Annotated in this window: 25 protein-coding genes; 23 read left to right on the top strand and 2 right to left on the bottom strand. The window is 35.0% G+C overall.

All coding sequences use genetic code 11. The annotated features are described in order from the left end of the window. Positions 1-768, bottom strand: coding sequence for a hypothetical protein (locus BZ25_RS10085; protein ID WP_121514875.1), 768 nt, complete (start codon positions 766-768; stop codon positions 1-3). Positions 769-839: 71 nt separating this feature from the next. Next, positions 840-1,595, bottom strand: coding sequence for a YebC/PmpR family DNA-binding transcriptional regulator (locus tag BZ25_RS10080; protein ID WP_012208634.1), 756 nt, complete (start codon positions 1,593-1,595; stop codon positions 840-842). A 480-nt stretch (positions 1,596-2,075) separates the two neighbouring features. Here BZ25_RS10080 and BZ25_RS10075 point away from each other — a divergent pair, with 480 nt between their 5' ends. The 23 genes from BZ25_RS10075 to rpsC all read left to right on the top strand — a co-directional run bounded on the left by BZ25_RS10075 (position 2,076) and on the right by rpsC (position 22,328). Continuing rightward, positions 2,076-4,118, top strand: a complete 2,043-nt coding sequence (locus tag BZ25_RS10075) for a transglycosylase domain-containing protein (protein ID WP_147429948.1) — start codon at positions 2,076-2,078, stop codon at positions 4,116-4,118. Between the two features lie 118 nt (positions 4,119-4,236). Then, complete coding sequence (gene rplU, locus BZ25_RS10070) at positions 4,237-4,551, top strand: 50S ribosomal protein L21 (RefSeq protein WP_012208632.1); 315 nt, start codon at positions 4,237-4,239, stop codon at positions 4,549-4,551. A 5-nt stretch (positions 4,552-4,556) separates the two neighbouring features. Continuing rightward, on the top strand, positions 4,557-4,853 hold the full coding sequence (locus tag BZ25_RS10065) for a ribosomal-processing cysteine protease Prp (RefSeq protein WP_121514873.1): 297 nt from the start codon (positions 4,557-4,559) through the stop codon (positions 4,851-4,853). A gap of 4 nt (positions 4,854-4,857) precedes the next feature. After that, a complete protein-coding gene (gene rpmA, locus BZ25_RS10060) occupies positions 4,858-5,127 on the top strand; it encodes a 50S ribosomal protein L27 (protein WP_012208630.1) in 270 nt (89 codons plus the stop codon). 7 nt (positions 5,128-5,134) lie between these two features. Beyond that, entirely contained in the window at positions 5,135-5,695 is a 561-nt protein-coding gene (locus BZ25_RS10055; protein ID WP_012208629.1) for an ECF transporter S component, read from the top strand. A gap of 13 nt (positions 5,696-5,708) precedes the next feature. Then, the gene (gene rplM, locus BZ25_RS10050) at positions 5,709-6,164 is read left to right on the top strand and encodes a 50S ribosomal protein L13 (RefSeq protein ID WP_012208628.1); all 456 of its coding nucleotides are present in this window, start codon (positions 5,709-5,711) and stop codon (positions 6,162-6,164) included. Positions 6,165-6,179: 15 nt separating this feature from the next. After that, a complete protein-coding gene (rpsI, locus tag BZ25_RS10045) occupies positions 6,180-6,587 on the top strand; it encodes a 30S ribosomal protein S9 (protein WP_012208627.1) in 408 nt (135 codons plus the stop codon). A 44-nt stretch (positions 6,588-6,631) separates the two neighbouring features. Next, a complete protein-coding gene (gene dnaG / locus BZ25_RS10040; protein WP_012208626.1) occupies positions 6,632-8,371 on the top strand; it encodes a DNA primase in 1,740 nt (579 codons plus the stop codon). Between the two features lie 322 nt (positions 8,372-8,693). Further along, on the top strand, positions 8,694-10,010 hold the full coding sequence (iscB, locus tag BZ25_RS10035) for an RNA-guided endonuclease IscB (RefSeq protein ID WP_121567552.1): 1,317 nt from the start codon (positions 8,694-8,696) through the stop codon (positions 10,008-10,010). 62 nt (positions 10,011-10,072) lie between these two features. Further along, the gene (locus BZ25_RS10030) at positions 10,073-11,317 is read left to right on the top strand and encodes a sigma-70 family RNA polymerase sigma factor (RefSeq protein WP_012208624.1); all 1,245 of its coding nucleotides are present in this window, start codon (positions 10,073-10,075) and stop codon (positions 11,315-11,317) included. A 15-nt stretch (positions 11,318-11,332) separates the two neighbouring features. Continuing rightward, positions 11,333-13,453 (top strand): ATP-dependent helicase, encoded by a 2,121-nt coding sequence (locus BZ25_RS10025; RefSeq protein ID WP_103065585.1) that lies wholly within the window; start codon positions 11,333-11,335, stop codon positions 13,451-13,453. 204 nt (positions 13,454-13,657) lie between these two features. Further along, the gene (gene rpsL / locus BZ25_RS10020) at positions 13,658-14,032 is read left to right on the top strand and encodes a 30S ribosomal protein S12 (protein WP_012208622.1); all 375 of its coding nucleotides are present in this window, start codon (positions 13,658-13,660) and stop codon (positions 14,030-14,032) included. 19 nt (positions 14,033-14,051) lie between these two features. Beyond that, positions 14,052-14,519 carry a 30S ribosomal protein S7 gene (rpsG, locus tag BZ25_RS10015; RefSeq protein WP_012208621.1) on the top strand — a complete coding sequence of 156 codons (468 nt, stop codon included), beginning with the start codon at positions 14,052-14,054 and terminating at the stop codon, positions 14,517-14,519. Positions 14,520-14,546: 27 nt separating this feature from the next. Then, positions 14,547-16,634: an elongation factor G gene (gene fusA, locus BZ25_RS10010; protein WP_012208620.1), complete on the top strand. Its 2,088-nt coding sequence runs from the start codon at positions 14,547-14,549 to the stop codon at positions 16,632-16,634. Between the two features lie 36 nt (positions 16,635-16,670). Next, positions 16,671-17,870 carry an elongation factor Tu gene (gene tuf, locus BZ25_RS10005; RefSeq protein WP_121514870.1) on the top strand — a complete coding sequence of 400 codons (1,200 nt, stop codon included), beginning with the start codon at positions 16,671-16,673 and terminating at the stop codon, positions 17,868-17,870. A gap of 76 nt (positions 17,871-17,946) precedes the next feature. After that, on the top strand, positions 17,947-18,258 hold the full coding sequence (rpsJ, locus tag BZ25_RS10000) for a 30S ribosomal protein S10 (protein ID WP_121514869.1): 312 nt from the start codon (positions 17,947-17,949) through the stop codon (positions 18,256-18,258). A 59-nt stretch (positions 18,259-18,317) separates the two neighbouring features. Next, entirely contained in the window at positions 18,318-18,959 is a 642-nt protein-coding gene (gene rplC / locus BZ25_RS09995) for a 50S ribosomal protein L3 (RefSeq protein ID WP_121514868.1), read from the top strand. Positions 18,960-18,975: 16 nt separating this feature from the next. After that, the gene (gene rplD / locus BZ25_RS09990) at positions 18,976-19,641 is read left to right on the top strand and encodes a 50S ribosomal protein L4 (RefSeq protein ID WP_121514867.1); all 666 of its coding nucleotides are present in this window, start codon (positions 18,976-18,978) and stop codon (positions 19,639-19,641) included. Continuing rightward, positions 19,641-19,937 carry a 50S ribosomal protein L23 gene (gene rplW / locus BZ25_RS09985; RefSeq protein WP_012208615.1) on the top strand — a complete coding sequence of 99 codons (297 nt, stop codon included), beginning with the start codon at positions 19,641-19,643 and terminating at the stop codon, positions 19,935-19,937. The genes rplD and rplW overlap by 1 nt, the downstream gene beginning before the upstream one ends. A gap of 16 nt (positions 19,938-19,953) precedes the next feature. After that, a complete protein-coding gene (gene rplB / locus BZ25_RS09980; RefSeq protein WP_103065578.1) occupies positions 19,954-20,778 on the top strand; it encodes a 50S ribosomal protein L2 in 825 nt (274 codons plus the stop codon). A gap of 146 nt (positions 20,779-20,924) precedes the next feature. Beyond that, a complete protein-coding gene (gene rpsS / locus BZ25_RS09975) occupies positions 20,925-21,218 on the top strand; it encodes a 30S ribosomal protein S19 (protein WP_012208613.1) in 294 nt (97 codons plus the stop codon). Positions 21,219-21,230: 12 nt separating this feature from the next. Next, positions 21,231-21,680: a 50S ribosomal protein L22 gene (gene rplV / locus BZ25_RS09970; RefSeq protein WP_012208612.1), complete on the top strand. Its 450-nt coding sequence runs from the start codon at positions 21,231-21,233 to the stop codon at positions 21,678-21,680. Between the two features lie 15 nt (positions 21,681-21,695). Then, positions 21,696-22,328, top strand: a complete 633-nt coding sequence (gene rpsC, locus BZ25_RS09965) for a 30S ribosomal protein S3 (protein WP_012208611.1) — start codon at positions 21,696-21,698, stop codon at positions 22,326-22,328. The last annotated feature ends 118 nt before the right edge of the window (positions 22,329-22,446 follow it).

Genomic DNA, 22,446 nt, shown 5'->3' with positions numbered 1-22,446 from the left:
TTAGTTGTTTTCACCTAAAAGTTCTACATAGAAAGAAACTCCTATTCCAAGATTGGAATAAGTCAAAAATAAATTTTTGGTAACAGGTATTCGAAAATAGAAATTTTCATCATTTTTATCGAAATATATCGAATCAACCCAAAGAGATTGGGTGCTTGCATTGTACTCCAATAAAAAATCTTGGTTCAAAATATAAACAGAGTCAAGAGCATTATCATCTAAAGAAAAAAGTAAATCTCCGGCTCTAAAATAATACTTCATAATATCTTCAAATCCTAGAGATATGCCCAAGTTGTTTGGAGTTGCTAAAGTCATGGCAACTTTTGATTGAGAAAGGTCTGTAACCTCAGTCCAAAAGGACATGTTAAAAAGGGATTCTTTAAAGATAATCCCAATTTTCAAATCATTGAAGGTTAGTACAAAATAATCGTCCAATACCATGCTAAAACTATCAAAACTTTCTGTTAAAAAGTATGGGTCGTTTCTATTTCCGGGATTTCTATACGAAAATTCGAAGCCTGCTTGATCAAATTTGAAATAATTAATTACGTTATCTACGTTCGATAATTTAACTTCGTTTTCTAAAGATTCAAAGTCAAAACTAAACCTAGTTTCATAAATATCTTCAAACTTTAAATCAAAAATTAATTCGTTTTTTAAAGATTGAGTAAAATCACTTAGAAAAAGTACCTTAGAGGGACTAGAGGCAAAATTCAAGGTGTAGAATATCAATGTAATTAATAAAAGTAGTAGGGGAAATCTTTTCATTTGCAATTATCCTTTCCCAAATAATTACCAAATAATTTAAAATGGGGACTTTCGTCCCCATTTATGGGCTCTTAAATATTTGCAGCAAGTCTTTCCATTACTTCATCGTCGATCTCGTAATTTCCGAATACTTCTTGGACGTCATCCATATCATCCAAGGCGTTTAACAATTTTAATAACTTTTCAGCGTCTTCATCAGAAAGCTTAACGGTTGTTTTAGGCAAAAAGGTTAATTTTTCAGAGACGGTATAACCTGCTTCTTTTAAAGCATTTCTCACCTGAGTCAGATTTTCCGGGGCGGTTATAATTTCTAAAGGATCGGTGTTTTCATCTAAATCTTCTGCGCCAGCTTCAACCGCAAGTAACATTAGCTCGTCAATATCTTCAACTTCTTCTTTGGGGATGGTTATTAGTCCTTTTCGTTCGAAATTCCATGAAACAGAACCTGATTCTGCCAAAGCTCCTCCCCATTTTGAAAGAACATGGCGAACTTCTTGAGCAGTTCGATTCTTGTTATCGGTTACAACTGAAATTAGGAGTGCAACTCCGCCTGGACCGTATGCCTCGTACATTATTTCGGTGAGTTCTTCACCCTCTAATTCACCGGTTCCTTTTTTGATAGCTGATTCGATCTTGTCTTTAGGCATGTTAGCTGCTTTGGCGTTTTCTACCGCGGTTCTTAAGCGTGGATTAGATTCTGGATCTCCTCCGCCTTCTCTAGCAGCTATTGTAAGCTCTCTGATGAGTTTCGTAAACATTTGGGATCTTTTTGCATCTTGTGCGCCCTTTCTGTGTTTAATATTTGCCCATTTATTATGTCCTGACATAATATTCAACCTCCTCACAAACAATGAATAAATTATTTTTATTGCGGTTCTTTGAGCCAATTAAATTTTTGACAAAAACTATTATACTTTTAAGGATTACATAAGCATTTTTGTTTTTTATCAATTTAATTGCTATTTTTTAACTTTTATGAGAAATTTGTTGTACTTATAAATTCTTTCACCATTATTTTAACATTTTTTATTTGGAAAAACAAGCAAAATATTTTTTATAATATAATTTATTACTCAAATTTTCAAAAAATATAAATCAAAATATGGTATGATATCCTTAAGCGTTAAGGGGTGACCCCCTTAAGATCCCCGTACATCATTTGCTTCGCAAATGAGAATTTGGAAGTTAGTTCTAAGGCATTATAAAGAACCATTTTGCATAAAGCAGCAAAAAACTTTTTGCATAAGGCTGCAAACAAGTGGAGGTGTTTTTTTATAAAGAGTTTCATTATAGGCTTTTTTACCGGAATGGTAATTTTTTTAGCTTTATTCTTCTATGTATACGATTATTACAACGATTCTACATCTATTTTTCTTGTTGATCCAAAGTACAACACTTATCTATTCGATAATGGAGAACAAATACTTTCTACAAAATACAAGTATGTTAAGTTAGACGAGATGCCTCCAGAATTAATATACTTCCTTTTGTGGACGGAAGATAGGGAGTTTTACGAACATAATGGAATCAATGTTAAGTCTTTAACCAGAGCAGCATTAACAAATATAAAGAACTTTTCTATAGTTCAAGGTGGGAGTACACTAACTCAACAGCTTGCTAAAACTGTTTACCTTACAAATGAAAGAACTATTAAGAGGAAAATAATGGATATTATGCTTGCTTTTTTTCTGGAACGGTCTTATACCAAAGAAGAAATTTTGGAAGCTTATATGAACAGTGTTTATTTGGGGAACGACATTTCAGGATTTGGGGCTGCAGCGGAAAGATATTACGGAAAAGAGCTACAAAATTTAAGTTATGAAGAGATGCTAGTTTTAATAGGGATCATAAACGGACCAGAAGTTTACAATCCCTATAAATACCCAGAAAGAGCTAAAAATCAGGGGATGATAGTTTTAAATTCGTTGCCTAACAATTTCATAATGGAAGAAAAAGACGACGTTAAAGAAAAAATAAATAAGATGGTTTTTTATCCTCAGACTTACGATGAAAGGTATTTAAATTTAATTTATAGAATCAAAGCGGAGGAAGAAGCTATAGGTTTAAAAGGAGGTGGTTATACTGTAAAGACCACCTTTAATAAAAATCTATTTGATACTGTTACTGTAGACTCATCAACCTCCGCAATTGTTATCAACAACAAAACAGGTGAGATATTAAGTTTTTGGGGTGGAGAATACGATGTTTTTTATTCTCAACAACAGGTTGGTTCTGCTATTAAACCATTTTATTATCTTTTGGCTTTGGAAAATGGCTATGATAAAGATACAACACTTCCCGATCAGCCTATGAAATTTGGTGATTGGGCTCCAGAAAACTTTGATAAAACATATAGAGGAACGGTCACTTTAGAAGAAGCGTTAGTCGATTCTATAAACATTCCATCGATCTACCTTGCTTCTCATATAGATATATCTCCTCAAAGGTCTATAGAAACTATTAAAAATTTTCTTTCAAATGTAGTAGGAGTTCAAGGTAAATATCCGAATGATTTAACTTTAGCGTTGGGAACTTTAGAGACAAGTCCATACGAGTTCACAAAAGCTTATTCAATCTTCCCAAATTACGGTATCATTCCATCATCGTACATAATTTCAGAAGTTTACGATAAGAAAGGGAATTTAATATATAAAAGATATCCAAATGTTGAAAGAAAAATTGAAGGTGTTTCCAATGATTCATATGCCACAATGAATACTTTGATGAGAAAAGTCGTACTGGAAGGAACAGGTCAAAGAGCAAACGTCTTAGATTTAGATTTACATGGTAAAACTGGAACTTCTGATTTATCAGCATGGTTTATGGGTTACACCGGTAGTGAGGTGTTGTCCACTATGGTTAAAGGAGAAGATCTTTTATCTTCGTACAACGCAGTTCCCTGGGCAAGAGAAATTGCCACTTCTTTACTTTATTATGGTCAAAGTGAAGAGGTTTATGTTTATCTGAGTTTAAAAAGTATACAAGAAAGTATTTCTTTTTTTGAAAGCCCTATTGATTTCGTTTCCACAGGAGGAAACATCGTGGGATATTTAAATTCGGTCAAGTTAGATTATCCGTTTAAAGAACTTGAAAAAAAGATAAATGAAGCCTTGAGAGAAATTCAATATCTTTATCCTGATGTGGCGAAAGAAATCGAGCAATGGAAAAAAGAGAATCTGACGGATTTCTTTCAAGAACCATTTTCCTTCATTCAAAACGGTTACGATTTGGAAAGTTACTTGAACAGCATTACTATTGATGAGGATAAGCAAACACAATTACTGGAAATTTATAATCAAATAAAATACATATATCCTGATCAAGCTGAAGTAATCGAAAAGTTCTTATAGTAAAAAATGTCTAGTTTTATTTTTTTAAAATTAACAATTAATTAATACTACCCGTTTATTTAGATGGTAAAATAGGCAAATGGATTTTAGAAAATTTTGAGAGATCGGAGGTGCAAAAGTGTACGCTATAGTTTATTTTAATGGTAAACAATACAAGGTAGAAAAAGATCAAGTGATTTACACTGAAAAAGTAAAAGATGTGGATCCAGGTAACGAGGTAGTATTAGACAAAGTTATTTATCTAAGTAAAGAAGAAGAAAAGAAAGCTGGGAAACCTTATGTTGAGGGAGCAAAAGTGATTACCGAAGTTGTAGAGCATGGAAAAGATAGGAAGGTAAAAATAATCAAATTTGAAGGAAGAAAAAATTATAGAAGAGAAAAAGGTCATAGGCAAGAGTATACTGCTCTAAAAATAAAAGAAATTGAAGGATAACGCCAATGATTACGGCAATTTATAACAATTCTGAAAGACCCAGTGTAGAAATTTTTGGACATGCTGAATTTTCTTCTTTTGGTAACGATATAGTTTGTAGCGCTGTCAGTGTATTAACTCAATTTGTTGCTGAAATTCTAAAAAATGAAAGTTTAGGTCATATCGAGAAAAGAGAGGGTTATTTAAAGATTACGCTCAAGCAAGAAACTCACCTCTCCAATTTGTTATTAGATTACTTGCTAAAAAGTTTGGTTGCCATATCTAAAGATTACCCAAGAAATCTCAAAGTGGAGGTTAGATAAGATTATGAAAATAGATTTACAACTTTTTGCCAAAAAAAGTTCTGATGTAAATAAAAAAGATAGTAACCCCAAGTATCTTGGAGTGAAGGCTTCTGACGGGAAAAAAATTAGAGCCGGTACCATAATTGTTAGGCAAAGAGGCACTAAAATTCATCCTGGAGAAAACGTTGGAATAGGAAGAGACTTCACAATATTTGCTAAAATAGACGGTGTCGTTAAGTTTAAAACAAAAAACAACAGGAAGTTTGTAGATGTTTATGCCCTAAAGGACTGATTCGTTTATGCATGGTAGAAGAGTAGCAATTGTCGGGATTTTTGGGGCACTTTCATTTCTTTTAACTTTTATAGAATTTCCAATAATACCTTTGTTGCCGTTTCTAAAATTCGATCCCAGTGACAGTTTGATTATTTTGGTTACAATGGGCTATGGTTTTTTCCCGGGTTTTTTCACCCTTGTAATAAAAAGCTTTTTATTTATTTTTAGAGCTGGTGATGGTGGTTTAATCGGCATATTGATGAATTTTATAGCTGGAACCGCTTTTATAACGACGTTGTATCTATTAAAAAATTTTGTTAAGTTGAACAACTGGATCAATTACGTAATTTCTTCTTTACTGACGGGGGTTGTAGCGTACGGGTTGAATTATTTTGTAGCGATACCAGTTTATACTAATCAACCAACATCACAATTCGTTAGCAACATAGGCATAAGTTTGCAATTGTTTTTTTTACTAGTTCTATTGTTTAATTTCATTAAGTTTTTTGTAGATTCGTCTATTTCACATTTTTTATTGAAAAAAACTAAAATAACTAGTTTCGCTCAAACAAAATCAGAAGAATGAGGAGGTTTTTGAAATGAATTCTAAATTAGTGCAGCCTTCATATACCGCTAAGAAAGAAGACATAAAAAGAGAATGGTTCTTGATCGATGCAAAAGACTACACACTAGGAAGACTAGCATCGAGGATTGCAAAAATACTACAGGGGAAACACAAACCGACCTATACTCCATATATAGATAGTGGAGATTTTGTTGTTGTAGTGAATGCGGAAAAAATAAAACTTTCGAAGGACAAAAAAGAAAACAAAATTTACAGAAGATACAGTGGTTATCCTGGAGGGCTCAAGGAAATTTCTTTTGAACAGATGCAAAGTAAGCACCCTGAAAGGATAATTCAGCTAGCTGTAAAAGGTATGATGCCCAAAACTATTTTAGCCAAGCATATGATGAAGAAACTAAAGGTATATGTTGGTCCTGATCATCCACACCAAGCTCAGAATCCAAAAGAGATAAAAATAGAAAATATTTAATCAGGAGGTATTCGAATGGCAGAACTTATCGAATATTACGGTACCGGGAGAAGAAAAACAGCCGTGGCAAGGGTACATTTAAGGCCAGGCAACGGTAAGATAAAAATAAATGGAAAAGAATACAAAAGTTTGGTAGAATATTTAAGAGGCAACGAGGTATGGGAAATAGAAGCTTTAAAACCACTCACCGTCACATCTACAAATGGACAATTTGATTTAGTTATAAGGGTTAATGGTGGAGGATTGAGTGGCCAAGCTGGTGCCATTAGACTTGGAATTGCCAGGGCTTTACTTTCCTACGATGAATCCTTCAGACCTATTTTGAAGAAAGAAGGTCTCTTAACTAGAGATCCAAGAGAAGTAGAAAGAAAGAAATATGGTTTGAGAAAAGCTAGAAAAAGAGCTCAATTTTCAAAAAGATGAGTACTGTTTTATCTGTTTCGTATTTTTAAGGAATAGTGAAGTTTATGAGCAGAAATTATGATAGTCTGAAAAAAGTAATTGACGAAATTAAAAATAAAGTTGATATAGTTGATTTCGTCAATTCTTATTTGTCTCTTTCTAAAAGGGGAAAAAATTACACAGCTTTATGCCCCTTTCATGCAGAAGATACCCCATCTTTTTATATATTTCCTGAAACCCAAACCTTCCATTGCTTTGGATGTGGAGCTCATGGTGATGTGATCACTTTTTTGGAAAAGTATGAACAAATTAGTTTTTTGGATGCCTTAAAAAAAATAGCTACTTATGCGGGAATTGAATTAGATATAACTCAAAAAGAAAAACCTGTGGAGATAATTTTTAATGAAGAAGTTTCCAAACTTTATAACTATAATCTTCTCAACCTCTCTTCTAATCATAAAGTTTGGCAGTATTTGAAAAAGAGAGAGATAACTAGAGAGTTAGTAGAAGAATTTGAATTAGGGTTTGCCACGGGCTCAGAAATTCAAAAAGTGATCGAAGAAAATCTTTTTGATAAAGACATTGCAAAGAATACTGGTTTGTTGATCAATGGAGAAAAAGAGTTTTTTTATAATCGTTTAATTATCCCAATAAGAAACAATGATGGAGAGCTAGTTGGCTTTGCAGGTAGGCAAATAGAAGAAGACACGAATGCACCCAAGTATCTGAATACTCCTGAAAATAAGTTTTTTAAAAAATCTAAAATACTTTACGGGTATCATAAAAACAAAAAATTCATAAAAGAAAATGATTTTGTAATACTGGTTGAAGGCTACTTTGATGTAATTTCCATGTACAAATTAGATTTCAAAAATGTTGTGGGTATTTTAGGTTCTGCCTTTACAAAAGATCACGCCGTTGAATTGTTGAAAGCAACTAACAAAGTAATTACGATGTACGATATGGATGAATCTGGTCAAAAAGCCACTTTATCCACCATAGATGCTTTATTTGCTAAGGATTTCCAAATAGCAGTTTCAAAGTATCCTACTAAAGATCCTGACGAACTAACCAAGAAGCACGATAACAAATACATCGCCGAAATATTAAAAAACTCCTACAAATTTCATGAGTTCATCGTTGATTATTATTCAGAAAAATACGATTTAAGTAATGAATTTGCTTTAGAGAAATACTTAAAAGAGATGTCAAGATGGTACAAAAAATTTGAAGATGTTGGAAGAATAAGTTATTTACAAAGTTTTATTGAAAATATTTCAAAAAAAACGGGAAAAGGTACCGAGTATATTCAAAAAATACTAGAAAGAACTTCTGCACTAATACCTGTAAGTTCTGCTTCAAATGAGTCTAATTCTCAAACGAAAGATACTCTTTACGTAGAAAAGGATATAAGATACGATATTGCGAAATCTTATTTATACCTATGGATTAAATATCCTCACTATAGAGAGATACTCAAAAATTATTTCAGCGAGGAAGATTTTTCTAGTCAGTTGCTCAAAGAATTTTTTACTTTAACCTCACAAAGTTCAGATATTGGGTTTCTACTTGAAAATTCTTCAAAAGAACTAAGTGAATTGATAGTAGAGGTTTGGAAGATTGAATATTTTTTTAATCCTGAGAGGATTCTTTCTTCTTTAAAAGAAAGTATTAGGAGAACAAAAATAAATGAACAAATAGAAGAGTTGAAGAAAAAACTTCATGAAACAAAAGATCTTTCGGAAAAGACGAATATTACGTCTCAAATCATACAACTTTATTCAAAATTAAAAATAGTCAATTGAATAGTATATTACACACTTTAAAATTAGAATTTTATTTGTTTATTAAGCGATCTAATAACGTTCCCTGTCAACTACCCCCGTCTAAAGACGGAGGCTTGAAGCCTCGGAGTTGACCAGCCTAAGTCCGAAAACAGCCTCACGGCAAAGTTGGAAGACTACGTTATTCTGGTCATGACACCTTGGAATGCTGGAGCCAGTTCCATGCCCTGTCGTTCAACACTAAACAGGTATACGGGGTTGAAACCAGTGTGTTGAACGTAAAAAGCCAGAATAACATTGGCGAGGCTCACTTTAACCTGAAAGGGAGAGGAAGGTAACTTCCATGGAAAAGAGATCTGTACAACGAGTTTTTGTGCTTGATAAAAACAAACAACCGCTTATGCCATGTCATTCTGCTAGGGCAAGAGAGTTATTGAAAAAAGGAAAAGCAGCAGTATTTCGATACCATCCATTCACGATTATTCTGAAAGAACGTGAAGGTGGCGACACGCAACCTATACAGGTTAAGATCGATCCTGGAAGTAAGATCACTGGAGTTACTTTAGTAGGCGATTTTAAGAACGGTAAGAAAGTAATTTGGGGTGCTGAGATTCATCACAGAGGTCAAAGTATCAAAAAAGCATTAGATACTCGTAGAGGTGTAAGACGTTCACGAAGAAACCGAAAGATAAGGTATCGTATAGCAAGGTTTGACAACAGAAAACGTTCAAAAGGTTGGTTACCACCTAGTCTTATAAGCCGTGTAGAAAATATACTCACATGGATTAAACGTATTCGACGCTTTTCACCAATTACAGGTATTTCATTGGAATTAGTACGTTTTGATACTCAAAAACTACAAGATCCAGAAATTAATGGAATAGAGTATCAACGAGGAACGTTGTATGGATACGAAATAAAAGAGTACCTTCTTGAGAAATGGGGTAGGAAATGTGTATATTGTGGTAAAGAGAATGTACCGTTAGAAATAGAACATATCGTACCTAAATCTAAAGGTGGAAGTGACAGGATAAGTAACCTTACATTAGCTTGCCACGAATGCAATCAGAAGAAAGGTAATCAATCAATTGAAGAATTTTTAACAAATAATCCAGAAAGGCTGAAACAGATCAAATCAGAATCAAAGAGACCACTCAAAGATACAGCAGCACTCAATGCTACACGTTGGTATATATTCAATCAATTACGAGGAAACAGCCTCACGGCAGGTAAGGAAGAATTACCTATTGAAGTTGGAACAGGAGGACGAACAAAGTACAATCGTGAGACACAAAACTATCCTAAAAAGCATTGGATAGATGCAGCTTGTGTTGGAGAAAGTGGTCAAAACGTTCAAATTGAACCTGATATGCAAGTTTTAGAGATCAAAGCAATGGGTCATGGAATGCGTAGAATGTGTTTTGTAGATAAGTATGGGTTTCCAAAGAGTTATCGCCCAAAAGAACGAACATATATGGGATACAAAACAGGCGATATAGTGTTGGCAGTTATACCAAAAGGAAAAAATATGGGTATCCATATTGGACGCATTGCAATACGACATAGGCCAAGCTTTTTATTAAATGGTGTTGGTGATGTACATCCAAAATATCTTACATTACTACAAAAAAATGACGGTTATGGATATCAAATATCTTAAAAGGAGGAAAGATTCTGCGTTCCTCTCACCATTAAAGTGGTGAGTCCCCTGCAGATTTTTTTATGGAAAAGCTTGAGAAAAAGGTGGATTTTTCAGAATTAATAGAAGAAATTGAAAAAATTGAGATCGTTGATCAAGATAAAATAAGGGTTAAAAGAGACAAAGAATGTTATATAGAAGAACTTGAGAGAGGTTTAGAAAAACTTATTGAAATAGCTAAAGAGAAGAACAATACCATAACTTATCGAGATATAGATGAATGCATACCTCATAACTTATCTGATGTGATTGACGGCAGCTTTTTAGATAAGATCCATGAAAAGCTCGAATCAGAAGGGATAGAAATTATAGAATCCTCCCAAGAGGACCAAATCCAAGAGGAAGAAGAATTTTTTAACGATGGGTTAGAGGAGCTTTTTCAAGAAAGGGAATCTCAGATATTCGACAACTCTGCCGTAAATGAACCCATAAAGATTTATTTGAGAGAAATAGGGGGAATCAAACTTTTAACTCCCTCCAGGGAAAGGCAGCTTGCTATAAGAGCTAAGAAAGGCGACAAAAAAGCCAAAGACGAATTGGTGAAGGCAAATCTAAGATTGGTGATTAGTATAGCCAAAAGATACACAGGAAGAGGATTAACCTTTTTGGATTTGATTCAAGAGGGGAATATAGGTTTAATTAGAGCCGTAGAAAAATTTGACTGGAAAAGAGGCTTTAAATTCTCAACCTATGCTACTTGGTGGGTTAGGCAAGCTATCACCAGAGCTATAGCCGATCAAGCTAGAACAATTAGAATACCTGTTCATTTGGTTGAATCTATAAACAGGATGAACATAGTTATTAGAAAACACCTCCAAGAAACAGGTGAATACCCCTCTACCGAAAAGTTAGCAGAATTACTGGATAAACCTTTAGAAAAAATGGATGAAATTTTATTGGCAACTAAAGAGATCATTTCCGTTGATGCACCAATAAGTGGTTCTGATGATGAAGAAGCTTATATAGGTGATTTTTTAGAGGACTCTGAAGCTGATCAACCAGAGGAAATTGCGGTGAGAATGATACTTAAAGAAGAAATTGAAAAAGTTTTGGAATCTTTAAGGCCCAAGGAAGCTACGGTGTTAAAAATGAGATATGGCTTGCTTGACGGTAAAATGAAAACACTGGAAGAGGTTGGAAACTTCTTCAACGTAACAAGAGAAAGGATAAGGCAGATTGAAGTAAAAGCCTTAAGGAAGTTAAGGCATCCCTCCAGAAGCTTGCAATTAAAAGAAATAAGCGATATGATAGAAAAGAAGGACATATAACGGGAGTGGAAATAAATGGCGAAAAACAAGGGGAATGATTTCCTCTTTTTGGGAGAAAAAAACACCCCGAAGGGGGTTCAAGGAAACACCCCGAACGAGGTTGAGGAGAACACCCCGAAGGGAGTTCAAGGAAACACACCGAACGGGGTCAAGGAAAAATTCCCCTCCTTAAGTGGCGGAAGCCCGTCATCTTTATTCGAAAATGAGTTGGATGAAGAACAAAGAGAAGCTGTCATAAAATCAGAAGGAAGATCGATAATAGTTGCGGGTCCTGGCTCTGGTAAAACTAGAGTAATAACCTATAAAATTGCTTATTTGTTGAATAATGGAGTTGAACCTGAAAATATTTTATTAGTCACCTTCACCAGGGCTGCGGCAAGGGAAATGATAGAAAGGGTAAAGAATGTTACCAATAGAAATATAGATAAAATGCTAGCTGGTACATTCCATCATGTATGTAATTCTATTCTTAGAAAGTACGCCACGCTTTTAGACTATAAAAATAATTACAGCATCCTCGACAAAGAAGATTCAAAAGATTTGTTAAAAATGGCTAAAAGCGAGTACATCAAAGAAATCAGTGATAATTACAAGCTTCCAAAAGAAGAAGTAATAATGAAAATTATAAGCTATTCATGTAACACATTGACCTCTTTAAGAGAATCAATACTTGAAAGAGCCCCATATTTGTTGAATTTTGAAAGAGATATTGAGCAAATATGGAGTATATATATCCAATTAAAAAAAGATATGAATGCAATGGACTATGATGATCTGTTAGTAAATACTTTAGTTTTATTCAAAACTCATCCAGAAGTACTAAACAAGTGTTCAAGCCAATTTAAATATGTTTTAGTTGACGAATTTCAAGATACCAACAAAATTCAAATAGAATTGGTTGAGGCTTTATCATCGGCTCATGGGAATCTGATAGTTGTTGGAGACGATTCTCAAAGTATATATTCATTCAGAGGAGCTTTATTTAAAAACGTAAAAGATTTTATAGAAGATGAAAGAACAAAGGTTTTTAAAATACAAAGTAATTACAGAAGTACCTCTGATATAGTTGGTTTGATTAATCACCTAATACCTTCTAATTCTGTTCCTAAAGTCCTTAAACCTAAGAGAAAAAGTTATTTAAAACCTTTCGTTGTGGAAACTTTTGACGATTTGGAACAAGCAGATGCCGTAGTCAAAATCATAGAAGATAAATTAAAAGAAGGTTTAGATTATAAAGATATCGCTGTGCTATATAGATCGCATTCGTTATCTATGGTGTTACAACAAAAATTGGATTCAAAAGGTATCCCTTACAGAATACTATCAGGATTGAGATTCATCGAAACGGCACATATAAAAGATATATTGGCTTTTTTAAAGGTATTAAACAATCCTTTAGATAAGATTTCGTGGAGTAGGATTTTAAAATTATTTCCTGGAATTGGTAACAAAACTGCATCTAAGATCTATGAAGAGATTGAAACTGGAATAGGGAAAAGCCCCGAGCGGGGTCAAGGAGAAGAAAACGATAACATCTCAAATATATTGAAGGAAACTGAAATAAATAAGTTCAAAACACCCTTGGAGTTATTAACAAAACTTTTCGATAATAAAGAAAGTAGTCCTGATGAGTTGATAGATACCATTTATAAAGATTTCTACCAAGAATATTCTTTCTTAACTTATGCAGATTCTAAATCAAGGAACATGGATATTGAAAGATTCAGTGAAATTGCCAGTCGTTATGATTCAGTAAGTGCTTTTATAGAAGATTTGACGCTTAGTGAAGAGATAGGAGTAATACCTGCGAGTAGGGATAAAGATGAGAATAAGTTAACGCTCACAACGATTCATGGGGCTAAGGGATTGGAATGGAAAGTAGTTATTCTCATATCGGTGAATCCAGGAGATTTTCCCAACGGACTTGCAATTAAAGAACAAAAATTAGATGAAGAAGAAAGGCTCTTCTATGTTGCCATAACAAGAGCAAAGAATGAATTATACATTTTGAAACAGCTAACCGGTACAACCAACCCGTATCTAAAAAATTCATTTTATTTTGTAAAAAAAGAAAACGATTTTATCAAAAAAATTCCGGAGGAAACGGTCAATCGTTTGAAAATCAAATATAAATAACCGTAAATTATTTAAATTGTTATATTTAATTAATTTTTAATTAAGGTCCAATAATGTAAAATATCCACTGGCGTTTTCTTATTTTTTCAAATATACGAAAAATATATATTACACTAATATAAATTAAAATAAAGCAGAAGGAGGTGAACTCTCATTTTTGAGGGCATTTATTTAATGGCTTCCCTTGAAATGAGAGAAATCTAAGTGCCAACGATTAATCAATTAATAAGGTACGGAAGAACATCTGTAAAGAAAAAGACCAAATCTCCTGCATTACGAGGTAACCCTCAAAAACGAGGTGTTTGTGTAAGGGTTTCAACTATGACCCCGAAAAAACCTAATTCAGCTTTAAGGAAGATTGCAAGGGTTAAGCTATCGAATGGAATCGAAGTAACTTGTTATATACCTGGAGAAGGTCATAACCTACAAGAACACTCTAACGTTTTGGTAAGAGGTGGAAGGGTAAAAGACTTACCTGGTGTTAGGTATAAGATAATCAGAGGGACTTTGGATGCTGCCGGTGTTGAAGGTAGAAAACAAGGTAGAAGTAAATACGGTACCAAAAAACCCAAGGCTTAATAAGGAGGCTCTTTACTGAATGAGAAGAAGAACTGCTGAAAAAAGAAACATAGTTCCAGATCCTATTTATGGGGATATTTTACTTTCCAAATTTATAAACAGGTTGATGTATGATGGAAAAAAATCTTTAGCACAACAAATAGTGTATTCTGCTTTGGAGAGGTTGGCTGAAGCTACAAAAGAAAATCCAATAGAGGCTTTTCATAAAGCGATAGATAATGTTAAACCTGTGGTAGAAGTAAGATCAAGAAGGGTGGGGGGTTCAACATATCAAGTACCTTTTGAAGTACCGGAAAACAGAGCCACATCTTTAGCAATAAGATGGATAGTTACCTCTGCACAATCAAAAAAAGGCAGAGATATGGTTAGTAAATTATCTCAAGAACTGATAGACGCCTACAACAATACGGGACCTTCTGTGAAAAAGAAAGAAGACGTTCATAGGATGGCTGAAGCAAACAGAGCTTTTGCACATTTCAGATGGTAGTTTAGCAGCTTAGTAGGAGGGATTGTTTTGAAAGAAAGATTATACCCCATAGAAAAAATAAGAAATATAGGAATAGTTGCTCATATAGATGCAGGAAAAACAACTACTACCGAAAGAATTTTATTTTATACGGGGACAAAACACAAATTAGGAAATGTTGATGAAGGCACAACCGAAACAGATTGGATGGAGCAAGAAAAAGAAAGAGGAATTACCATAACCTCTGCAGCGACTTCTGCTTTTTGGAAGGATCATAGAATAAATATAATTGACACACCAGGACACGTTGATTTTACCGTTGAGGTAGAAAGATCATTACGTGTTTTAGATGGGGCTATTGCTGTTTTCGACGCTCAAGTTGGGGTCGAGCCACAATCTGAAACAGTGTGGCGTCAAGCTGATAGGTATAGAGTGCCGAGAATCGCCTTTATGAATAAAATGGATAAAATTGGAGCGAATTTTTTTAATGCTATACAAACAATGAAAGATAAGTTGGGGGCTAATCCTATAGCTTTGCAAGTTCCAATTGGTTCTGAGGCTGAGTTTGAAGGTGTAGTTGATTTACTAACTATGGAAGCACTTTATTGGACAGATGAAAATGGTCAAATAATTGAGAAAAGGAGTATTCCGTCCAATTTAATAGATTTTTGTGAATCTAAGAGAGAAGACTTAATTGCTGCAGTTGCCGAAGTTGATGAAAATATAATGGAGCTTTACATAGAAGAGGAAGAAATTCCTGTAGATAAATTAAAAGAAGCCATAAGAACATCAACCATACAAAGCAAAATAGTACCTGTTCTTTGTGGAAGTGCGTTTAAAAACAAAGGAGTTCAACCTTTGTTAGATGCAGTTATTGATTATCTACCTTCGCCTTTAGATATGCCTCCTGTTAAGGCTTTTGATGGAACGACGGGAGAGTTCGTAAAAGATATTCTTCCATTCGAAGATGGAGACTTTTTTGCGTTGGCTTTTAAAATAATGGCGGATCCTTTTATTGGTAAGTTAACTTTTGCTAGAGTTTATTCGGGTACTTTAAATAAAGGAAGCTACGTAGTTAATACAACTAAAAATAAAACAGAAAGGGTATCTAGACTTGTTTTTCTCCATGCCGACAAAAGGGAAGAAGTTGATTACATAAGGGCTGGAGACATCGTAGGATTAATTGGCTTAAAAGATACTTCCACTGGTGATACACTCTCAGATAAAGAATGCAATTTGGTTTTAGAAAAACTTGAATTCCCAGAACCTGTTATTTCTGTTTCTATAGAACCTGAAACCAAAGATGATGAAGCTAAATTGGGGAAAGCTCTAAATGCTTTGACAGAGGAAGACCCAAGTTTAAGAAGCTACGTCGACCACGATACTGGAGAAACCATATTATCTGGAATGGGAGAATTGCACTTAGAAATAATAATTGATAGAATTAAAAGAGAATACAAGGTAAACGTTAAAGTAGGTCAGCCGCGTGTGGCATACAAAGAAACTATTAAACTCCCATCCGAAGCTGAAGGCAAATATATCAGGCAAACGGGAGGTCGAGGGCAGTATGGACATGTTAAACTTAGAGTTGAGCCACTGCCTTTGAATAGTGAAAAAGAATTCGAATTTGTCGATAAAATAGTAGGAGGAGTCATACCAAGAGAATATATACCGGCCATAGAAAATGGTGTAAAAGAAAGTATGCAAGATGGAGTCTTACTAGGTTATCCGATGGTTGCTATTAGAGTCGAGGTTTTTGATGGTTCCTACCATGAAGTTGACTCTTCAGAAATGGCATTTAAAATAGCTGCATCTATGGCTTTTAAAGACGCCATAAAAAAAGCTAAGCCTGTTTTATTAGAGCCAGTCATGAAAGTGGACGTTACTACTCCAGAAGAATATATGGGAGATATAATTGCAGATTTAAGTTCAAGAAGAGGAAGAATAGAAAGTTTTGAAAACGTTGGAGGGACAAATACCAGAGTAGTTCACGCTCAGGTTCCATTATCAGAATTATTCGGATATGCCACCATAATGAGATCTCTTTCTCAAGGAAGGGCAACAAGTTCTATTCAATTTTCTCATTACGAGGAAGTTCCGGAGCAAGTAACTCAAAAACTATTAAGTAGAGAATAAGTTTGATAATATAATTTACAAGGAGGAGATAGAACAATGGCTAAAGAGAAGTTTGTTAGGGCAAAGACTCACATGAACGTAGGGACTATCGGTCATATTGACCACGGGAAAACAACTTTAACCGCTGCTATTACCAAGGCTTTATCTTACAAAGGTGGGGCAGATTTCACACCTTTTGACATGATAGATAAAGCCCCTGAAGAAAAAGCAAGAGGAATCACCATCAACGTTTCACACGTTGAATATCAAACAGATAAAAGACATTACGCACATATAGATTGTCCAGGTCATGCGGACTACATAAAAAATATGATAACCGGAGCAGCTCAAATGGATGGAGCTATCTTAGTTGTAGCCGCAACAGATGGTGTTATGCCACAAACTAGAGAACATGTGTTGTTGGCAAGGCAGGTTAACGTTCCAGCTTTAGTTGTATTCATTAACAAAGTTGACATGGTTGACGACGAAGAATTAATTGACTTAGTAGAAATGGAAGTTAGAGATCTCCTAAACAGCTATGAATTTCCTGGAGATGAAGTTCCTGTTATAAGGGGTTCAGCCCTAAAGGCGTTGGAAGAAGATAACCCAGATGGTCCTTGGACACAAAAAATATATGAACTTATGGATGCGGTTGATTCTTACTTCCCAGATCCAGTAAGAGAAATCGACAAACCTTTCTTAATGCCCGTAGAAGATATTTTCAGTATTACTGGAAGGGGAACAGTTGTCACTGGAAGAATTGAAAGAGGTGTCGTTCACACTGGAGATCAAGTTGAAATAATTGGTTTGAGCTATGAAACAAAAAAGACCGTTGTAACTGGTGTTGAGATGTTTAGAAAGATATTGGATGAAGGTGAAGCAGGAGATAACGTTGGATGTCTCTTAAGAGGTATAGAAAAAGATGAAGTAAAAAGAGGTCAGGTTCTTGCTGCTCCAGGTTCAATCACTCCACATAAAAAATTTAAGGCTGAGGTATACGTATTGAAAAAGGAAGAGGGAGGAAGACACACACCTTTCACTAAAGGTTACAGACCTCAATTTTATATTAGGACAGCCGACGTTACTGGGACTCTTGTAGAATTCTCCAGTGGTGCAGAGATGGTAATGCCTGGCGACAATATCAATATGACAGTAGAATTGATATATCCTGTAGCTCTCGAAGAAGGTATGAGATTCGCTATAAGAGAGGGCGGAAGGACAGTAGGTGCTGGTGTTGTTACAGAAATAATTGAATAATAAATCTGAAAGTATAATTGTACGGGGAGCTTCAGCTCCCCTTACTAATGAGTTAAAAGGAGGCTTTTAAAAAAATATGGCCAGTAATAAGTACATAAAAATACGGCTGAAAGGATACGACCATAGATTACTCGACGAATCTTCAAAAAAAATCATCGATGCTGTAAAAGATACCGAAGCTAAAGTTTCTGGTCCAATTCCACTGCCAAATAAGAGAACCGTGTATTCAGTTATAAGGTCCCCGCACAAATATTCATATTCAATGGAACAATTTGAAAAGGTTGTTCATAAAAGAGTGATATATATATACAATGCTTCATCCGATACGGTTACTAAACTGTTGAAAGTTAATATTCCAGCGGGAGTATCTGTAGACATAAAAGCTTGATGTCATTGTAAATTTTAAAAAAATAAGACGGATATCATTCGGGCTCTGGAGGTGTAAAAATGAAAGGTATTTTAGGTAAAAAAGTTGGAATGACTCGTGTTTTTAAAGATGATAAAGCCATCCCGGTGACAGTCATCAAAGCTGGACCATGTGTGGTAGTTCAAAAGAAAACTGTAGAAACAGATGGTTACAACGCTATACAGATAGGTTTTGAAGAGATACCAGAAAGAAAAGCAAACAAGCCATTGATGGGTCATTTCAAAAAAGCACAAGTACAACCTTTAAGGTATTTAAGGGAATTTAGAGTAGACAACGTAGATGATTACGAAATCGGTCAAAAAATTGATGTAACAATTTTTTCTGAAGGAGAAAAGATTGATTTAATAGGCAATTCAAAAGGAAGAGGATACTCAGGAGTTATGAAAAGATGGAATTTTAGAGGTGGTGAAGACACACACGGTTCAAAATTTCATAGAGGTTTAGGATCTACAGGAATGGCAACATTTCCTTCAAAAGTATTCAAAGGTAAAAAGATGCCAGGTCAATACGGAAATGAAAGAGTAACCATTCAAAACTCAGAGATAGTTTACATTGATGTACAAAATAATCTAATAGCGGTCAAAGGTGGAGTTCCAGGAGCGAGGGGCGGACTGGTAACAATAAGAGAAGCCGTAAAGGCAAAACGCCCAAAAACGAAGTAGGGAGGTTGATTAGTAAATGTCGCAGATAGATATATACAATATTCAAAATGAAAAAGTTGGCACGTTAGATATTAAAGACGAAATCTTTAATATAGACCCAAATATGGATGTACTATATAGATACGTTGATATGCAATTGACCAACAAAAGGGCAGGAACAGCTTCGACAAAGACAAGAAGTGAAGTTAGTGGAGGAGGCAGAAAACCATGGCCTCAAAAGCATACAGGTAGAGCAAGAGCCGGATCAATTAGATCTCCTCTTTTCCGACACGGTGGAGTAACTTTTGGACCAAAACCTAGGGAATTTCACAAAGATCTCAACAAAAAAATGAAAAGACTAGCTTTAAAATCTGCGTTGAGTGTCAGGTATAGAGAAAACAATTTAATTGTTTTAGATGAGGTTAAATTCGAAAAACCAAGAACGAAAGATGTAAAAAATATTTTAGCTAAATTTGGTATGGAAGATACAAAGGTCTTATTTTTATTTCCTTATCACCAGGAACAATACGAAAACTTTAAGCTATCTGCAAGAAATTTGCCAAAAGTCAAAGTAATTATAGCGGATAACCCTGGTCAAAACAAAAAGAATGTAGACGGTTTAAATGTATTTGATTTAATAAATAACGAGAAAATTGTGCTTACCAAGGAAATGGTGAATAAAATCGAGGAGGTGATCGGCTGATGGAACTTCAAAAAGCTTATGATATAATTACTAGGCCGATCTTAACAGAAAAAACCTATTCTCTCATGCAAGAACGCAAATATACATTTGAAGTTATGAAAGAAGCTACCAAGCCAGAAATAAAGGAAGCCATTGAGACAATATTCAAAGTCAAAGTAGAGAAAGTGTACGTAATGAATATGAAACCCAAACCAAAAAGATTGGGAAGAAGTGAAGGATATACAAGAGGATGGAAAAAAGCGATAGTTAAATTAGGAGAAGGATACGTAATCAGAGAATTGCAAGGCAGTCTGTAAGAGAGGTGGATAAATAATGGCGTTAAAACAATACAAACCTGTAACACCATCGCGAAGATATATGACGACATCTGATTTTTCTGAATTATCAAAAGTCGAACCCGAAAAAAGTTTACTCGAACCCTTGAAAAAAACAGGTGGAAGGAACCATTATGGTCGAGTTACAATGAGGCATCGAGGTGGTGGGCACAAAAGAAAGTACAGAATAATAGACTTTAAAAGAGACAAAATAAATATCCCTGCAAAAGTTGCTTCAATAGAATACGATCCTAACAGAAGTGCAAGGATAGCTCTATTGGTATACGCCGATGGAGAAAAAAGGTATATATTATCTCCCAAGGGATTACATGTAGGAGAAACTGTAATGAGTGGTGCAAAAGCTGAAATCAAAGTAGGTAACAGCTTACCTTTGGAGAATATTCCTCTAGGAACTCTTGTGCACAATATAGAATTTGAACCAGGTAGAGGTGGAAAAATAGCAAAATCTGCAGGGACTTATGCACAGTTAATGGCTAAAGAAGGTAAATATGCACTTTTAAAAATGCCTTCTGGTGAGTTGAGAAGAGTTCGTTTAAGTTGTATGGCTACCATCGGAGTAGTAGGGAACGAAGACCACTCCAATGAAGTTTACGGTAAAGCAGGAAAAATCAGATGGTTAGGAAGAAGACCCAAAGTAAGAGGTATGGTACAAAATCCAGTAGATCATCCAATGGGTGGTGGAGAAGGAAGAAGCAAAGGTCATATTCCTAAATCTCCTTGGGGAACCCCTGCTAAAGGGTATAAAACAAGAAGAGGAAAAAAACAATCCGATAAATTTATAGTAAGAAGAAGGGTAAAGTAAGCATTTTTATCCTTATGCGTGGGGAGCGAAGTTTAAGGGACCGTAAACCCCTTCCTTATGGGTAGGGAGCTGGGCGAAGGGGCGCTATTAACAAGCTTTTAGAGTTTCTAAAGGTACCTAGAATGAAGAGCAAGGAGGTGCAGTAGGTGGGAAGGTCTTTAAAAAAAGGTCCTTATGTTCATCCAAGTCTTATCAAAAAGATTAGAGAGATGAACGAAAAGGGTGAAAAAAAGGTTATTAAAACTTGGTCAAGGGCCTCGATGATCCTGCCAGAAATGGTTGGACATACAATAGCAGTTCATAACGGAATGAAACACATACCGGTTTATATAACTGAACAAATGATTGGTCACAGATTGGGAGAATTTTCTCCAACCAGAAGGTTTGGAGGACATCCAGACAAAAAAGCAGTTAAAGGAAAGATAGAAAAGCAAGGTTGAGGAGGGTAGTTCATGGCTACTAATACTAATGTTTCCAGAGTTCAAGAAGATGGTAGAAAAGTAAAAAGATCTGTATATCACAGAATGAGAAAAGAGAAAGAAGCCTCTGAACCAATTGTTGAAGCAAGAGCAGTCACAAAATATGTAAGAATATCACCTAGAAAAGCTAGATCTATGGCAAACTCAATAAGGAATAAAGATATAAGTGAAGCACTTCAAATACTCACTTTTAGTCCAAAAAAATCCGCACGTATACTATATAAAACTTTGATGTCCGCAATTGCGAATGCTGAAAATAATTTTGGATTAAACGCTGAAAATCTCTATGTTTCTGAGATAATGGTGAATGAAGGTCCTAGACTCAAAAGATTATGGCCAAGGTCTCATGGAAGAGCAGATATTCTTCAAAAAAGAATGAGCCATATTTATATAACCGTAAGAGACAAAAGTGCTGATAAATAAAGTGAGGTGAAATAAGTGGGATCAAAAGTGCACCCAAACGGTTTCAGGTTAGGAAACAATAAAACTTGGAAATCTGTATGGTTTAACGAAAAGAATTATTCTGATTATTTGCATGAAGATGAAAAAATAAGAGATTATATAAAATCCAATTACGAAGCTGCTGGAATTTCAGAGATATTAATTGAAAGACCCAGTGATTCGTCAATAAGAATAGATATTTATGGTGCCAGATTAGGAATTTTGATTGGACGAAAAGGCGCAGAAATGAAAAAAATTAGAGACGATTTGAAAAACATTGTAGGGGATAAAAATATTAAAGTCTACGCTGAAGAAGTAAAAAATCCTTACGTTGTTGCTCAACTCATAGCTGAAGATGTATCCGGTCAACTTCAAAGAAGAGTTTCGCACAAAGTTGCAATGAAAAGAGCTATAACCAATGCCATGAGAAGAGGCGCTAAAGGTGTGAAAATAATGGTTTCTGGTAGACTCGGTGGTGCCGAAATAGCGAGAACAGAATGGTATATGGAAGGAAGATTGCCTCTTCAAACCTTGAGATCAAACATAGATTACGCTGTCGTTCATTCTCAAACTAAATATGGTACCATAGGGATAAAAGTTTGGGTCTATCATGGTGATACGCTGATTTAATAATCTTTCCAAATGGATGGGAAGCGTAGTGAAGATCTCCTTCTTCCGTCCTTATAGGTGGGGAACGTAGTGAAGATCTCCTTCTTCCATCCTGATGGGTGGGGAGCGGGGCGAAGGG

The organism is Petrotoga sp. Shatin.DS.tank11.9.2.9.3 (genome assembly GCF_003665005.1).
Lineage (GTDB): Bacteria > Thermotogota > Thermotogae > Petrotogales > Petrotogaceae > Petrotoga > Petrotoga mobilis.
This window is presented reverse-complemented; position numbering and strand designations above follow the sequence as displayed.

Coding starts and splice junctions, on each gene's coding strand:
- BZ25_RS10085 (WP_121514875.1), bottom strand. CDS start 768: ATGAAAAGATTTCCCCTACTACTTTTATTAATTACATTGATATTCTAC.
- BZ25_RS10080 (WP_012208634.1), bottom strand. CDS start 1,595: ATGTCAGGACATAATAAATGGGCAAATATTAAACACAGAAAGGGCGCA.
- BZ25_RS10075 (WP_147429948.1), top strand. CDS start 2,076: ATGGTAATTTTTTTAGCTTTATTCTTCTATGTATACGATTATTACAAC.
- BZ25_RS10065 (WP_121514873.1), top strand. CDS start 4,557: ATGATTACGGCAATTTATAACAATTCTGAAAGACCCAGTGTAGAAATT.
- rpmA (WP_012208630.1), top strand. CDS start 4,858: ATGAAAATAGATTTACAACTTTTTGCCAAAAAAAGTTCTGATGTAAAT.
- BZ25_RS10055 (WP_012208629.1), top strand. CDS start 5,135: ATGCATGGTAGAAGAGTAGCAATTGTCGGGATTTTTGGGGCACTTTCA.
- rplM (WP_012208628.1), top strand. CDS start 5,709: ATGAATTCTAAATTAGTGCAGCCTTCATATACCGCTAAGAAAGAAGAC.
- rpsI (WP_012208627.1), top strand. CDS start 6,180: ATGGCAGAACTTATCGAATATTACGGTACCGGGAGAAGAAAAACAGCC.
- dnaG (WP_012208626.1), top strand. CDS start 6,632: ATGAGCAGAAATTATGATAGTCTGAAAAAAGTAATTGACGAAATTAAA.
- iscB (WP_121567552.1), top strand. CDS start 8,694: ATGGAAAAGAGATCTGTACAACGAGTTTTTGTGCTTGATAAAAACAAA.
- BZ25_RS10030 (WP_012208624.1), top strand. CDS start 10,073: ATGGAAAAGCTTGAGAAAAAGGTGGATTTTTCAGAATTAATAGAAGAA.
- BZ25_RS10025 (WP_103065585.1), top strand. CDS start 11,333: ATGGCGAAAAACAAGGGGAATGATTTCCTCTTTTTGGGAGAAAAAAAC.
- rpsG (WP_012208621.1), top strand. CDS start 14,052: ATGAGAAGAAGAACTGCTGAAAAAAGAAACATAGTTCCAGATCCTATT.
- tuf (WP_121514870.1), top strand. CDS start 16,671: ATGGCTAAAGAGAAGTTTGTTAGGGCAAAGACTCACATGAACGTAGGG.
- rpsJ (WP_121514869.1), top strand. CDS start 17,947: ATGGCCAGTAATAAGTACATAAAAATACGGCTGAAAGGATACGACCAT.
- rplC (WP_121514868.1), top strand. CDS start 18,318: ATGAAAGGTATTTTAGGTAAAAAAGTTGGAATGACTCGTGTTTTTAAA.
- rplD (WP_121514867.1), top strand. CDS start 18,976: ATGTCGCAGATAGATATATACAATATTCAAAATGAAAAAGTTGGCACG.
- rplW (WP_012208615.1), top strand. CDS start 19,641: ATGGAACTTCAAAAAGCTTATGATATAATTACTAGGCCGATCTTAACA.
- rplB (WP_103065578.1), top strand. CDS start 19,954: ATGGCGTTAAAACAATACAAACCTGTAACACCATCGCGAAGATATATG.
- rplV (WP_012208612.1), top strand. CDS start 21,231: ATGGCTACTAATACTAATGTTTCCAGAGTTCAAGAAGATGGTAGAAAA.